This is a genomic window from Streptomyces yaizuensis (genome assembly GCF_034961445.1).
GTDB classification, from domain to species: Bacteria; Actinomycetota; Actinomycetes; order Streptomycetales; family Streptomycetaceae; genus Streptomyces; species Streptomyces yaizuensis.
Window position 1 is genome coordinate 52,589 of the sequence record NZ_BSBI01000012.1, and the last position, 14,667, is coordinate 67,255.

Below are 14,667 nucleotides of genomic sequence, written 5' to 3' on the forward strand. Positions count from 1 at the left end.
CGTTCGGCCCTCCCGGGGCACCCTTGAGCGCCCCGGAGGCGAACCGAGCCTGAAAACGGGTGGTCTAACCGGCCCATTCGCGTGAAAAGCACCCGTACGGCCGCCCCTGGGCCCTCCGCCGTCCCGATCATTTGGGGACGACAAGCGTGGAGGTGCACGGTGACCACAGACACCGACCCCGGCGGCCGTACGGGCGTCTTCCGGACCAAGAGCGTCGAGCAGTCCATCAGGGACACGGAGGAGCCCGAGCATGCGCTGAAGCGCTCTCTCACCGCCCTCGACCTCACGGTCTTCGGCGTCGGTGTGATCATCGGCACCGGTATCTTCGTTCTCACGGGGGCCGTCGCCAAGGAGACCGCGGGTCCCGCGACCGCGCTCGCGTTCGTCGCGGCCGCCATCGCCTGTGGGCTCGCCGCCCTCTGTTACGCCGAGTTCGCGTCCACCGTGCCCGTCGCCGGGTCCGCGTACACGTTCGCCTATGCCTCCCTCGGTGAGCTGCCGGCCTGGATCATCGGCTGGGACCTGGTGCTGGAGTTCGCGGTGGGTACCGCCGTCGTCGCCGTCGGCTGGTCGGGCTATCTGCGCTCCCTCATGGACAATGTGGGCTGGCATCTGCCGCAGGCCCTCTCCGGTACCACCGCCGAGCACGGTTTCGCCTTCGACCTGCTCGCCTTTCTGCTGGTCCTGGCCCTCACGGTGATCCTCGTCCTCGGGATGAAGCTGTCCGCGCGGGTGACGACCCTGGTCGTCGCCATCAAGGTGGCCGTGGTGCTCATCGTGATCGTCGCCGGTTCGTTCTTCATCAAGGCGTCCAACTACGACCCGTTCATCCCCCCGGCGGTCAAGCTGCCCGGGGAGGCGGGGCTGCAACAGCCCCTGGTGCAGCTGATCTTCGGGTACGAGGCCACCAGCTTCGGCGTGATGGGCATCTTCACGGCCGCCTCGATCGTCTTCTTCGCGTTCATCGGCTTCGACGTCGTCGCGACCGCCGCCGAGGAGACGAAGCTGCCGCAGCGGGACATGCCCCGGGGCATCCTCGGTTCGCTCTTCATCTGCACCCTGCTGTACGTGGCGGTGTCGATCGTCGTCACCGGGATGCAGCACTACACGGAGCTGACGATCGACGCTCCGCTCGCCGACGCCTTCAAGTCCACGGGTCACCCCTGGTACGCGGGTGTGATCAGCTTCGGCGCGGTCATCGGCCTCACCTCGGTCTGTCTGATCCTGCTGCTGGGGCAGACCCGGGTCTTCTTCGCGATGAGCCGTGACGGACTGCTGCCCCGGTTCTTCTCCCGGACCCACCCGCGCTACCGCACCCCGTACCGCGCCACCGTGCTGCTCGGGGTCGTCATCGCGATCGTCGCCGGCTGCACCAACATCGAGGAACTGGCGGCGCTGGTGAACATCGGTACGCTCTTCGCCTTCGTCGTGGTGGCCCTCGGCGTGATCATCCTGCGCCGGACCCGGCCCGATCTGCCGCGTGCCTTCCGTACGCCGCTGGTGCCCCTGCTGCCGATCGTCTCGGTGGCCGCCTCGTTCTGGCTGATGCTCAACCTGCCCAGTGAGACCTGGCTGCGGTTCGCGCTCTGGATGGCGCTCGGGGTGGTCGTGTACCTGGTCTACGGGCGCCGCCACAGCCGTCTGGAGCCGGGCGCTTCCGTGCCCCACCAGGGCTGAGAGCGGCCCTACGGGCGCCTTGAGGGGCCGTGGACGGTACGGGGGCCGATCACCCGGGCGCCCGCCGCCAGGACCCGCGCACGCAGCCCCCGGTCGGCCGTGACCACCACGCACGGGCGGCCCCTGGCGGCGGCGGCCAGCGCGGCGATGAGGTCGTCGCCGCTGCCCGGTGCCTCCTCGACGCGTACTCCCGGTACGGAGCCGGTGCCCCGGGCCGCGCCCTCCACGACGAGGACGATCTCCAGGGGGCCCGGCACCCCGGGCAGGGCGCCGGGGCCGCCGGCCGCGTACCCCGCGAGCCGGTCCCGCAGCCGCTTCGCGGCGCCCCGCCGGTCGCGCCACCAGCCGTCGGGCACGGAGCCGACGACATTGGCGCCGTCGACGATCAGCAGAGTGGACTCCTCGGTCATCGGCGGTGAGCCTACCCGGGGGTAAGCGGAAGGGCCGTACGGGGAGTCCCCGTACGGCCCTTCCGTCGGTCCGTGGCGGTTACGCCGGGACGCTCGCCGTGCCCGGCGTCAGGAACGGCTTCCCGTTCACGCGCTCGGAGACGCCCTCACGGTCCAGGTACGGGGTGATGCCGCCCAGGTGGAAGGGCCAGCCGGCGCCCGTGATCAGGCAGAGGTCGATGTCCTGCGCCTCGGCGACGACGCCCTCGTCCAGCATCAGGCCGATCTCCCCGGCCACCGCGTCCAGCACCCGGGCCCGGACCTGCTCCTCGGTGAGGACGGTGGCGCCCTGCTTCAGCAGCGCGGCGACCTCCGGGTCCAGCTCGGGGCGGCCGGAGTCGTACACATAGAAGCCCCGCTTGCCCGCCTTGACCACGGCGGCCAGGTTCTCCGAGACGGTGAAACGGTCCGGGAAGGCGCGGTTGAGGGTCTCGGAGACATGCAGACCGATCGCCGGGCCCACCAGCTCCAGCAGCACCAGCGGGGACATCGGCAGCCCCAGCGGCTCCACCGCGCGCTCCGCGACGTCGACGGGGGTGCCCTCGTCGATGACGTTCTGGATCTCGCCCATGAAGCGGGTCAGGATCCGGTTGACGACGAACGCGGGGGCGTCCTTCACCAGGACCGCGGTCTTCTTGAGCTTCTTCGCCACGGCGAAGGCGGTCGCCAGCGACGCGTCGTCGGTGCGCTCGCCGCGGACGATCTCCAGCAGCGGCAGCACGGCGACCGGGTTGAAGAAGTGGAAGCCGACGACCCGCTCGGGGTGCTTCAGCTGGGCGGCCATCTCGCTGACGGAGAGCGAGGAGGTGTTGGTGGCGAGGACGGCGTGCGCCGGGGCGACGGCCTCGACCTCGGCGAACACCTGCTGCTTGACGCCCATCTCCTCGAAGACGGCCTCGATGACGAAGTCGGCGTCGGAGAATCCCTCGGCCTTGTCCAGGACGCCGGTCACCAGGCCCTTGAGCCGGTTGGCCTTGTCCTGGTTGATCCGGCCCTTGCCGAGGAGCTTGTCGATCTCGGCGTGGACATAGCCCACGCCCTTGTCGATCCGCTGCTGGTCGATGTCGGTCAGCACGACCGGCACCTCCAGCCGGCGGACGAAGAGCAGCGCCAGCTGGGAGGCCATCAGACCGGCGCCGACGACGCCGACCTTGGTGACCGGGCGGGCCAGGCTCTTGTCCGGGGCCCCGGCCGGGCGCTTGCCGCGCTTCTGCACCAGGTTGAAGGCGTAGATGCCGCTGCGCAGCTCCCCGCCCATGATCAGATCGGCGAGGGCCCGGTCCTCGGCGTCGAAGCCGGCCTGGAGGTCGCCGTCCTTGGCGGCGGCGACGATGTCCAGCGCGCGGTAGGCGGCGGGGGCGGCACCGTGCACCTTGGCGTCGGCGATGGCCCGGCCCCGGGCGACGGCCGCGTCCCAGCCCTCGCCTCGGTCGATCTCCGCGCGCTCCACGACGGTGTCGCCGTTGAGGACGGAAGCGGTCCAGGTCAGCGAACGCTCCAGGAAGTCCGCGCCGTCGAAGATCGCGTCCGCGATCCCGAGGTCGAACACCTGGGCGCCCTTGAGCTGGCGGTTCTGGCTCATCGAGTTCTCGATGATGACGGTGACCGCGCGGTCCGCGCCGATCAGGTTCGGCAGCAGGGCGCAGCCGCCCCAGCCCGGTACCAGACCGAGGAAGACCTCGGGCAGCGAGAACGCGGGGATGGCCCGGGAGACCGTACGGTACGAGCAGTGCAGCCCAACCTCGACGCCGCCGCCCATCGCCGCGCCGTTGTAGTACGCGAAGGTCGGCACCGCGAGCGCGGAGAGCCGCTTGAAGACGTCGTGTCCGCTCCTGCCGATGGCGAGGGCCTCGTCGTGGGAGCGGAGCAGTTCCACGCCCTTGAGGTCGGCGCCGACGGCGAAGATGAACGGCTTGCCGGTGAGGCCGGCGCCGGTGATGGCGCCCTCGGCGGCCTCCCGCTCGACCTGGTCGATCGCGGCGTCGAGGTTGGCCAGCGACCGGGGGCCGAAGGTGGTGGGCTTGGTGTGGTCGAGCCCGTTGTCCAGGGTGATCAGGGCGAAGCGCCCGGCCCCGGCGGGGAGGTCGAGATGGCGGACGTGCGCCTGGGTGACGACCTCGTCCGGGAACAGCTCGGCCGCGCCCTTGAGGAGTTCGGCGGTGTTGCTCACTTGGTGCCTCCGTCGAAGTGCGGGTTCTCCCAGATGACCGTGGCGCCCATGCCGAAGCCGACGCACATGGTGGTCAGGCCGTAGCGGACGTGGGGCTGGTCCTCGAACTGGCGGGCGAGCTGGGTCATCAGCCGGATGCCGGAGGACGCCAGGGGGTGCCCGTAGGCGATGGCGCCGCCGTACTGGTTGACGCGGGCGTCGTCGTCGGCGATGCCGTAGTGCTCCAGGAAGGCGAGCACCTGGACGGCGAACGCCTCGTTGATCTCGAAGAGGCCGATGTCGCCGATGGCGAGGCCGGCCTGGGCGAGGGCCTTCTCGGTGGCGGGGATCGGTCCGTACCCCATGACCTCCGGCTCCACGCCGGCGAAGGCGTAGGAGACGAGCCGCATCTTCACCGGGAGGTCGTGCTCGCGGGCGAAGTCCTCGGAGGCGACGATCGCGGCGGTGGCGCCGTCGTTGAGACCGGCCGCGTTGCCGGCGGTGACCCGGCCGTGCGGACGGAACGGGGTCTTCAGGGAGGCGAGGTTCGCCAGTGTGGTGCCGGGGCGCATCGGCTCGTCCTGGGTGGCCAGGCCCCAGCCGGTCTCACCGCCCTCGGCGTTGGTGCGGCGGACGGAGATCGGCACCAGGTCCTGCTGGATCTTCCCGTCGGCGTAGGCCTTGGCGGCCTTCTCCTGGGAGCGGACGGCGTACTCGTCGGCGCGCCGCTTGGTGATCGACGGGTAGCGGTCGTGCAGGTTCTCCGCGGTCATCCCCATGAACAGGGCGGACTCGTCGACCAGCTTCTCGCTGACGAACCGGGGGTTCGGGTCGACGCCCTCGCCCATGGGGTGGCGGCCCATGTGCTCGACGCCGCCGGCGACGACCACGTCGTACGCGCCGAAGGCGATGGAGCCGGCCGTGGTGGTGACGGCGGTCAGCGCGCCCGCGCACATACGGTCGACGGAGTAGCCGGGCACCGACTGGGGCAGCCCCGCGAGGATGCCGGCGGTGCGGCCCAGGGTCAGGCCCTGGTCGCCGATCTGGGTGGTGGCGGCGATGGCCACCTCGTCCACGCGGGCCGGGTCCAGGCCGGGGTTGCGGCGCAGCAGCTCGCGGATGGCCTTGACGACGAGGTCGTCGGCCCTGGTCTCGTGGTAGATGCCCTTCGGGCCCGCCTTGCCGAACGGGGTGCGGACGCCGTCGACGAAGACGACGTCCCTGAGGGTACGAGGCACGATGGCTCTCCTCCGGGTGCGAGGTTGCACTGCTGCGGGACACACTCGGGCCAGGCCCTAAGCGCGCGCTTGCTCCCCCATGCTACTTATGAGTAACCAGCCTGCACAGTCCCGCGCCGGTACGCGTCGTACGTCACATCGCGGCCCGGCGGACGGCCCGGCCCTCGGGCGGGACGCGAACCGCCCCCGGACGGAATCCGGGGGCGGTCGCGGGGGGTCGCGGAAGGCCGGGGCGTCAGGGCTGGGCGGCGACGGCCCGCGCGAGCAGCGGCGCCACCAGCTCCACCTGCCAGGGGCGGGCGCCGAGCGCGGCCAGCGCGGCACCGACGGCCGCCTCCGAGTGCTCGGCGGGCGGCTCCCAGCAGACCCGGCGGACCGTGTCCGGCGTGATCAGGTTCTCCTGGGGCAGATTCAGCCGCTCGGCCAGGGCGGAGACGGCCGTCCGCGCCGCCGAGAGGCGTGCGGCGGCCGCCGGGTCCTTGTCGGCCCAGGCGCGCGGCGGCGGCGGGCCGTTCAGTGCCTGGCCCGGCTGCGGCAGCTCGGACTCCGGCAGCGCCCGCGCCCGCTCCACGGCGGCCTGCCACTGCTCCAGCTGACGGCGGCCCATGCGGTGCCCGAACCCGGGCAGCGCGGTCAGGGCCTGCACCGAGACCGGCACCGCGAGGGCGGCCTCGATGATCGCGCCGTCGCTCAGCACCTTCCCGGGGGAGACGTCGCGCCGCTGGGCCACCGCGTCCCGCGCGGTCCACAGCTCGCGCACGACCGCCATCTGCCGGCGGCGGCGCACCTTGTGCATGCCGGAGGTGCGGCGCCACGGGTCCTTGCGCGGGGCGGCGGGCGGCGCGGAGACGATCGCGTCGAACTCCTGGCGGGCCCACTCCAGCTTCCCCTGCCGGTCCAGCTCCTTCTCCAGGGCGTCCCGCAGATCGATCAGCAGCTCCACGTCGAGCGCGGCGTAGCGCAGCCAGGGCTCGGGCAGCGGGCGGGTGGACCAGTCGACGGCGGAGTGGCCCTTCTCCAGGGCGTAGCCGAGGACGGACTCGACCATGGCGCCGAGGCCGACCCGGGGGAATCCGGCCAGCCGGCCGGCCAGCTCGGTGTCGAAGAGCCCGGCGGGGACCATGCCTATGTCCCGCAGGCACGGCAGGTCCTGGGTCGCGGCGTGCAGGATCCACTCGACGCCGTCGAGGGCGGCACCGAGACCGGAGAGGTCGGGGCAGGCCACCGGGTCGATCAGGGCGCTGCCGGCGCCCTCGCGGCGGAGCTGGACGAGATAGGCGCGCTGGCCGTAGCGGTAGCCGGAGGCCCGCTCGGCGTCCACGGCCACGGGGCCGGTGCCGGCGGCGAAAGCGGCGGTCACCCGGGCGAGCGCGGCCTCGTCCGCGACCACCGGTGGAATGCCCTCCCGGGGCTCCAGCAGGGGAGTGGGGGCCTCTTCGGCTGCGACGCCGTCGTCCGGGGGAGCGCCCCCGGCGGTTCGCAGTGCGGTCTCTGCTGCGGTCTCTTGGGCGTCGGTCACGTGTCAAGGGTATCCGTGAACGGAGCGCGCCTGTCGACGGAACGTTCCGTCGACAGGCGCGGACCGTCCGGCCGCTCAGTGGATGATGCCGGTACGCAGCGCCACCGCCACCATTCCGGCCCGGTCGCCCGTGCCGAGTTTCCGTGCGATCCGGGCGAGATGGCTCTTCACGGTGAGGGCCGAGAGCCCCATCGAGACGCCGATGGCCTTGTTGGACTGGCCCTCCGCGACCAGCCGCAGCACCTCCACCTCGCGCCCGGACAGCTCGCGGTAGCCGCCCGGGTGGCTCGGGGCGCCCGGGGGACGGCGGTGGCCGAGACGGGCCCCGGCGCCGATGGGGGCGGCGCCCGGCCGGGTGGGGTGGCCGATGTTGGTCCGGGTGCCGGTGACGACGTAACCCTTGACGCCGCCGGCGAGCGCGTTGCGGACGGCGCCGATGTCGTCGGCGGCGGAGAGGGCGAGGCCGTTGGGCCAGCCCGCCGCGCGGGTCTCCGACAGGAGGGTCAGCCCGGAACCGTCGGGCAGGTGGACGTCGGCAACGCAGATGTCGCGGGGGTTGCCGACGCGGGGACGGGCCTCCGCGATGGACGAAGCCTCGATCACATCACGCACTCCGAGGGCCCACAGGTGGCGGGTGACGGTGGAGCGGACGCGCGGGTCGGCCACGACGACCATGGCCGTCGGCTTGTTCGGGCGGTAGGCGACCAGGCTTGCGGGCTGCTCAAGTAGAACGGACACCAGGCCTCCTGGGGAAGGTTCGGGGCAGGCCGGCTCGGGGAGAAGCCGGGGCGAACCGATCGGTTCGGGTCACTGACCTCTTCGGCATCAAACCTGATCGCCTTTAGGGAAAGATCACGATTTAGTGAGTGATAAATGGTGCAATTCGGACAGGTGATCGATCATCCTACGAACGAGCAGCCGGAGGGGGCGGCTCGCGCCGCCGGAGGGGTGCCGTCGCGCGGGGCCCCGGAGGGCCCTGAGCGGCCCGGCCGCGCCGGCCGCCCGGGCCCGGGCGCGAGCTCCCGGGGGCTGTGCGGGGCGGTCGCCCTCGCCCCGGGCCTTGCGCCGCCGCGCGGGGGCGGGCCGTGGGGGCGGGCCCGTGTCGAGCCGGGGCCTGAGCCCCTGGCCCTGCGCTCGTACGAGTGACCGAGGGCTGTGCCTGCGCCTGTGCCGATCGGGGGTCTGTGCCCCGCGGCGTTCCGCCCTGTGGGAGTGAGCCGGGTGCCGCACCGGACGACTGCCTCCGCCCCTTTACGGTGCCCTCCGTGCGAGTGAGCCGAAGGGGCGCCGCGGGTGTCGAAAGGGAGAACGCGCGGAAGGTCCACCGGTACGCCGGCAACGACGCCCAGAGCACGATCGACCGTCGACACTCGCTCCAGCGCCCCGGAGGTGAACCGAGCCTGCAAATAAAGGCCGCGCGGGGCCCGCACCGGACGACCGCCACCGCCTCGGGGTGGTGTCCCCGCCGGTGGCCGACCTGCGGACGCCCCCGCACTGAACAGGGGCGTCGGCCTCGATGGCGCATCTCGGTGGCGAACCGCCCTCACCCCGTGGTGGTACCCCCGCCGACGCCCGACCCGCAGATGTCTCCGCACCGGACAGGGGCACCGGCCCCGACGGCCCGCCCCGGCGGCGAACCGGGCCTGCAAAAAGTCAGCGCTGGGGCCCCCGCCGTTGCGGCAGCGTCACCACGCCCGCGCCCGTCTCCGTCCCGCCCGCCGGGGCCGGTGGCAGCCCCGCGATCTGGCCCAGGAGGTCGCACCAGGCCACCAGGTGTGCGGCGGTGTCCGGGGCGCCTTCGGGGTCTTCCTCGGGGGTCCAGGACGCGCGGATCTCGATCTGGGTGGCGGGGCGCCGGTCGGCGAGTCCGCCGAAGTAGTGGGATCCCGCGCGGGTGACGGTTCCGCTCGGCTCCCCGTGGCCCAGCCCGCGGGCTTCGAGCGCGCCGGTCAGCCAGGACCAGGACACCTCCGGCAGCAGTGGGTCGGCGGCCATTTCGGGCTCCAGTTCGGCCCGGACCAGGGTCACCAGCCGGAACCGGCCCTTCCAGGCCTCGTGGCCGTCCGGGGCGTGCAGCAGCACCAGCCGCCCGTCGGCCAGCACTTCGTCACCGTCGGTGACCGTCGCTTCCAGCGCGTACGCGTACGGCGCCAGCCGCTGCGGCGGACGGGCCGGCTCCACCTCGATTTCCGGGCGCGGCGCGGCGGACCGCAGCGCTTCGACGGCCCGCCGGAACGCGCGGGGGACGGTGTCGTCCCCGGCGTCGTCCCGGTCGCCCGTGTCGTTCATATGATCTGGATGATCGGAAAAGTGTCCCTGCGCCGCAGCCATGCGGGGAAGACTAGGCGGAACGGGGGCCGCGCGCTCGGAGAGACACCCGGGGCGGCGCCGCCACTTGTCCGGGCCGTGCGAAGATTTGGGGCGTGAGCGCCATTGACCGCCCCTCGGGCCAGCAGCAGCCGACGCCGTACGACTCCGCCTTCCTGAAGGCGTGCAGGCGGGAGCCCGTGCCGCATACGCCGGTGTGGTTCATGCGGCAGGCGGGGCGTTCGCTGCCCGAGTATCTGAAGGTGCGCGAGGGCATCGGGATGCTCGACTCGTGCATGCGGCCGGAGCTGGTCAAGGAGATCACCCTCCAGCCGGTCCGCCGGCACGGCGTCGACGCCGCCATCTACTTCAGCGACATCGTCGTCCCGCTCAAGGCCATCGGTGTCGACCTCGACATCAAGCCCGGCGTCGGACCGGTCGTCGCGGAGCCCTTCCGCACCCGCGCCGACCTCGCCCGGCTGCGCGACCTCACCCCGGACGACGTCTGGTACGTCACCGAGGCCATGGGGCTGCTCACGGCCGAGCTGGGCACCACCCCGCTGATCGGCTTCGCCGGGGCCCCCTTCACCCTCGCGAGCTATCTCGTCGAGGGCGGCCCCTCCCGCAACCACGAGCACACCAAGGCGCTCATGCACGCGGACCCGGAGCTGTGGGCGGATCTGCTGGACCGCCTCGCGGAGATCACCGCCACGTTCCTCACCGTGCAGATCGAGGCCGGCGCGAGCGCCGTGCAGCTCTTCGACTCGTGGGCGGGGGCGCTGGCCCCCGCCGACTACCGCCGCTCCGTGATGCCCGCGTCGGCGAAGGTCTTCGAGACGGTCGCCGGGTACGGGGTTCCGCGCATCCACTTCGGCGTCGGCACCGGTGAGCTGCTCGGTCTGATGGGCGAGGCCGGCGCCGACGTGGTCGGCGTCGACTGGCGGGTCCCGATGGACGAGGCCGCCCGCCGGGTCGGCCCCGGCAAGGCGCTCCAGGGCAACCTGGACCCCGCCGTGCTCTTCGCCGGCCCCCGCGCCGTCGAGGCCGCCGCCGACGAGGTGCTGAGGGCCGCCGCCGGTCTCGAAGGCCATGTCTTCAACCTGGGCCACGGGGTGCTGCCCACGACCGACCCCGACGCGCTGACCCGGCTCGTCGCGCACGTGCACGAGCGCACCGCCCGCTGAGCCGTCGTCCCGGGCGGCGCCACTCCCGCCGTCCGGGACAGGCCGCCGAGGCCCGCTGAGCCCTGCCAGGGGCTGCCAGGGGCCGTCAGCCGGCCGCCCGGACCGCCGCCACCGCCTTGCGCGCCGCGATCAGCACCGGGTCCCACACCGGTGAGAACGGCGGCGCGTACCCCAGGTCCAGTGCCGTCATCGCCTCCACCGTCATCCCCGCCGTCAGCGCCACCGCCGCGATGTCCACCCGCTTCGCCGCGCCCTCGCGGCCCACGATCTGCGTCCCGAGCAGCCGCCCCGAGCGCCGCTCCGCCAGCATCTTCACCGTCATCACCGCCGCCCCCGGGTAGTACCCGGCCCGGCTGGTCGACTCGACGGTCACGGTCACGTACCGCAGCCCCACCGCCGCCGCGTCCTTCTCCCGCAGCCCCGTCCGGGCGATCTCCAGGTCGCAGACCTTGCTGACGGCCGTGCCGACCACACCGGGGAAGGTGCCGTAGCCGCCGCCCGCGTTGGCGCCGATGATCTGGCCGTGCTTGTTGGCGTGGGTGCCCAGCGGCACATGGCGCTCCCGGCCGGAGACCAGGTCCAGCACCTCCACGCAGTCGCCGCCCGCCCAGATGCCGTCGTGGCCGCGCACCCGCAGCGACAGATCCGTCAGCAGCCCCCCGTACACCCCGAGCGGCAGCCCGGCGGCGCGCGCGAGGCCCGTCTCCGGTTCCACGCCGAGACCGAGGACCACCACGTCCGCCGGGAACTCCCGCTCCCCGGCCGCCACCGCCCGTACCCGGCCGTCCGGGCCGGTCAGTACGGCGGTCACGGCGGTCCCGTTCACCGTGGTGATGCCGAGACCGTCCAGCGCGGAGCCGACCAGCGCCCCCATGTCGGGATCGAGGGTCGCCATCGGCTGCTCGCCCCGGTTCACGACGGTGACCTCGAAGCCCCGGTTCAGCAGCGCCTCCGCCATCTCGACGCCGATGTAGCCGGCGCCGACGACGACCGCGCGCCGCCCCCGTGCCGACGCGAGGCCGTCCAGGAGCGCCTGCCCGTCGTCCAGGGTCTGGACCCCGTACACCCCCGGGGCGTCGATCCCCGGCAGCGGCGGCCGCACCGGCCGCGCCCCCGTCGCGATCACCAGCTTGTCGTAGCCGGTCCAATCCTCGTGGCCGCTCTCCAGATCACGGGAGCGCACCCGGCCGCCCGCGACGTCGATCTCCGTCACCTCGGTCCGCATCCGCAGATCGATGTCCCGCTCGCGGTGCTCGGCGGGCGTCCGCGCGATCAGTTCGTCGCGCTCCTCGACCTGCCCGCCCACCCAGTACGGGATTCCGCACGCCGAGTACGAGCTGAAGTGGCCGCGTTCGAAGGCGACGATCTCCAGCTCCCCGGGGCCCTTGAGCCTGCGCGCCTGCGACGCGGCGGACATCCCCGCCGCGTCGCCCCCGACCACCACCAACCGCTCCGCTGCCATGGGACCCACGTTACGGGTGGGACCCGCAGGGACGGTACGGCGCGGGCGCGCTCAGCTCTGCCCGGAATCCTGCCCGGAGCCCTGCCCCGAGCCCTCCCCGGCGCCCTGGGGCGGTACCGCGACCGCCGTCCGCGAGCGCACCAGCGGCCGTACCGCCCACCGCCACACCGCGAACCCGGCCCCGAACACCACCGCGAACGGCAGCACCGCGCCGACGGCGGCCCCCGCCCAGCGCACCGTCGTCACCAGGGCGTCCCAGCCGCCGCCCAGCGCCGAGGCGAAGCCCGGATCGTCGTCGTCCCGCTCCGTGTCCCGGTGCGGCCTGCGCTCCGCCTCGGAGAGCGTGAGGGTGATCGTCGACAGGGTGGTCCGGTTCCGCAGCGACTCCTGCCGGGCGAGCAGCGCCTCCAGCTCCGCCTGCCGCTCGCTGAGCTGCCCCTCCAGGGCGACCACGTCGCTCAGCTCCTCCGCCCGGCCCATCAGCTCCCGCACCCGGGCCACGCTGGCCCGCTGGGTGGCCACCCGGCTGCGCACGTCCACCACCTGGTCCGTGACGTCCTCGGCCTTCACCGAGCGGCTCAGCAGCCTCCCGCCCCTGGCGAGCCCCGTGAGCACGGTGTCGTGCTCCTCCTGCGGCACCCGCAGCACCAGCACCGACGACATCCCCCGGCCGTCGCTCCCGGTCGTGTTCTCGTCGGCGACCTGGCCACCGGCCGCCACCGCCGCCGCGCGGGCCGCGGCCAGGGCCCGCGGCACGCTCTCGACCTCCACGTCCACCTCGGCGGTACGGATGATGTGGGCCCCCGCCGCCGGGGCCGGCTTCTGCTCCGCCGTCTTCCGGGCGCCCGGGTCCGCCGGCTCGGCGACCGCGCCCGCGGCCCCGGGCGCCCGGTCCGCCCGGTCCTCCCGGGGCTGGGCGGCCGCCTGGCCCTGTGCCGACTTCGACTGGTCCTGGGAGCCACCGCCGGCGGAGCAGCCCGCCACCCCCACCGCCGCCACCAGCGCCAGCGCGGCGGCCCCCTCCCGTACTCGTATCCGTATCCGTATCCGCTGTGCCCGCCGTATCCGCTGTGCCCGCATACCGGACCCCCCGTGATCGTTCCGCACCGACATCGTGTTCCTTCGACGGAGCGGGCCCGCCGGGCGTTTCCCCCGCAAGGCCGCGAAAAGGTCACGTTCGGGACACGGAACGGCGTTTGAGAGAGTGGCCCCATGCAGCCTTCCCCGCATACGCACAGCACCCCCGGGCCCGGTATCGGCCCGTCCGGCCCGCCCGGCCATGTCGTCGTCGTCGGAGGCGGGATCTCCGGCCTCGCCGCCGCCCACCGGCTGGTGACCGCCGGAGCGCGCGTGACCCTGGTCGAGGCGTCCGGCCGCCTCGGCGGCAAGCTGCGCACCGGGGAGATCGCCGGCGTCCCCGTCGACCTCGGCGCCGAGTCCATGCTCGCCCGCCGCCCCGAGGGCATCGCCCTGGCCCGCGCCGCCGGCCTCGGCGACCTGCTCCAGCCGCCCGCCACCGCCACCGCCGCCATCTGGACCCGGGATGCGCTGCGCCCCATGCCCCAGGGCCACGTCATGGGCGTCCCCGGCACCCCCGAGGCCCTGGCCGGGCTGCTCACCCCCGAGGGCGTCGCCCGCGTCGGCCGCGAGCGCGAACTGCCGCCCGCCGCCGTCGGCGACGACATCGCCGTCGGACAGTACGTCGCCGAACGCCTCGGCCGCGAGGTCGTGGACCGGCTCGTCGAGCCCCTGCTCGGCGGCGTGTACGCGGGGGACGCGTACCGGATCTCGCTGCGGGCGGCCGTACCCGGGCTGTTCGCCGCCGCCCGCCGCCACGGCCACCTCCTCGACGCCGTCCAGGAGGTCCAGCGGGAGGCGGCGGCCGCCGCACCCGCCGGACCCGTCTTCACCGGCCTCGCGGGCGGCATCGGCACCCTCCCCGACGCCGTCGCCGGCACGATCCGCGCCCACGGCGGCACCCTGCTGACCCGTACGCGGGCCCTGGGCCTCGCCCGTACCCCGGACGGCTGGCGGGTCCGCACCGAGTACGGCACCCTCGAAGCCGACGCGGTCGTTCTCGCCGCCCCCGCCTGGTCCACCGCCGAACTCCTCGCCGACTCCTCGCCCGCCGCGGCGGCCGGGATCGGCCGCATCGAGTACGCCTCCATGGCGCTGGTCACCCTCGCCTTCCGGCGCGCGGACACCGCCGCTCTCCCGGCCGGCAGCGGTTTCCTCGTCCCCCCCGCCGACGGCCGCGCCATCAAGGCGTCCACGTTCTCCAGCCGCAAGTGGGCCTGGCTGGACGAGTCGGCACCCGGACTGACCGTGCTGCGCGCCTCCCTGGGCCGCTACGGCGAGGAGGCCCAGCTGGACTGGGACGACGCCGACCTCGTCGCCGCCGCCCTGGCCGACCTCGCCACCGCCACCGGGCTCCGTGCCCGCCCCGTCGCCCACGAGGTCACCCGCTGGATCGGGGGGCTGCCCCAGTACCCCGTCGGCCATGTCACCCGGGTCGCCCGGATCCGCGCGGAGGTCGCCAAGCTGCCCGGACTCGCCCTCTGCGGGGCCGCGTACGACGGGGTCGGCATCCCCGCCTGCGTCGCCGACGGACAGCGCGCGGCGGACGAGATTCTCGCCACGCCGACCCTGGCGCGGGGCACCGGGGAAGGCGCGGGACAATAG

11 protein-coding genes are annotated in these 14,667 nt (G+C 73.8%); 3 read left to right on the forward strand and 8 right to left on the reverse strand.

Going from position 1 to position 14,667, the window contains the following annotated elements:
- Positions 1 to 159 precede the first annotated feature (159 nt).
- Positions 160 to 1,677: an amino acid permease gene (locus SYYSPA8_RS26110; protein WP_323449767.1), complete on the forward strand. Its 1,518-nt coding sequence runs from the start codon at positions 160 to 162 to the stop codon at positions 1,675 to 1,677.
- Positions 1,678 to 1,685: 8 nt separating this feature from the next.
- On the opposite strand, the gene SYYSPA8_RS26115 is transcribed toward SYYSPA8_RS26110, so the two are convergent.
- From SYYSPA8_RS26115 to SYYSPA8_RS26140, 6 genes are all read right to left on the reverse strand, one after another.
- Positions 1,686 to 2,087, reverse strand: coding sequence for a PIN domain-containing protein (locus SYYSPA8_RS26115; RefSeq protein ID WP_323449768.1), 402 nt, complete (start codon positions 2,085 to 2,087; stop codon positions 1,686 to 1,688).
- A gap of 79 nt (positions 2,088 to 2,166) precedes the next feature.
- Positions 2,167 to 4,296 carry a 3-hydroxyacyl-CoA dehydrogenase NAD-binding domain-containing protein gene (locus tag SYYSPA8_RS26120; RefSeq protein WP_323449769.1) on the reverse strand — a complete coding sequence of 710 codons (2,130 nt, stop codon included), beginning with the start codon at positions 4,294 to 4,296 and terminating at the stop codon, positions 2,167 to 2,169.
- Positions 4,293 to 5,513 carry a thiolase family protein gene (locus SYYSPA8_RS26125; RefSeq protein WP_323449770.1) on the reverse strand — a complete coding sequence of 407 codons (1,221 nt, stop codon included), beginning with the start codon at positions 5,511 to 5,513 and terminating at the stop codon, positions 4,293 to 4,295. The genes SYYSPA8_RS26120 and SYYSPA8_RS26125 overlap by 4 nt, the downstream gene beginning before the upstream one ends.
- Before the next feature lie 235 nt (positions 5,514 to 5,748).
- Entirely contained in the window at positions 5,749 to 7,032 is a 1,284-nt protein-coding gene (locus SYYSPA8_RS26130; RefSeq protein WP_323449771.1) for a ribonuclease D, read from the reverse strand.
- A 75-nt stretch (positions 7,033 to 7,107) separates the two neighbouring features.
- Positions 7,108 to 7,770: a helix-turn-helix transcriptional regulator gene (locus tag SYYSPA8_RS26135; RefSeq protein ID WP_323449772.1), complete on the reverse strand. Its 663-nt coding sequence runs from the start codon at positions 7,768 to 7,770 to the stop codon at positions 7,108 to 7,110.
- A gap of 915 nt (positions 7,771 to 8,685) precedes the next feature.
- Positions 8,686 to 9,363, reverse strand: coding sequence for a DUF3000 domain-containing protein (locus SYYSPA8_RS26140; RefSeq protein ID WP_323449773.1), 678 nt, complete (start codon positions 9,361 to 9,363; stop codon positions 8,686 to 8,688).
- A gap of 92 nt (positions 9,364 to 9,455) precedes the next feature.
- Here SYYSPA8_RS26140 and hemE point away from each other — a divergent pair, with 92 nt between their 5' ends.
- Entirely contained in the window at positions 9,456 to 10,523 is a 1,068-nt protein-coding gene (hemE, locus tag SYYSPA8_RS26145) for a uroporphyrinogen decarboxylase (RefSeq protein ID WP_323449774.1), read from the forward strand.
- An 85-nt stretch (positions 10,524 to 10,608) separates the two neighbouring features.
- Here the strand turns inward: hemE and SYYSPA8_RS26150 are convergent, their stop codons facing one another.
- Both SYYSPA8_RS26150 and SYYSPA8_RS26155 read right to left on the reverse strand, forming a co-directional pair.
- Complete coding sequence (locus SYYSPA8_RS26150; protein WP_323449775.1) at positions 10,609 to 11,985, reverse strand: FAD-dependent oxidoreductase; 1,377 nt, start codon at positions 11,983 to 11,985, stop codon at positions 10,609 to 10,611.
- 51 nt (positions 11,986 to 12,036) lie between these two features.
- Complete coding sequence (locus SYYSPA8_RS26155) at positions 12,037 to 13,092, reverse strand: DUF4349 domain-containing protein (RefSeq protein ID WP_323449776.1); 1,056 nt, start codon at positions 13,090 to 13,092, stop codon at positions 12,037 to 12,039.
- Between the two features lie 105 nt (positions 13,093 to 13,197).
- Here SYYSPA8_RS26155 and hemG point away from each other — a divergent pair, with 105 nt between their 5' ends.
- A complete protein-coding gene (hemG, locus tag SYYSPA8_RS26160; protein ID WP_323449777.1) occupies positions 13,198 to 14,667 on the forward strand; it encodes a protoporphyrinogen oxidase in 1,470 nt (489 codons plus the stop codon).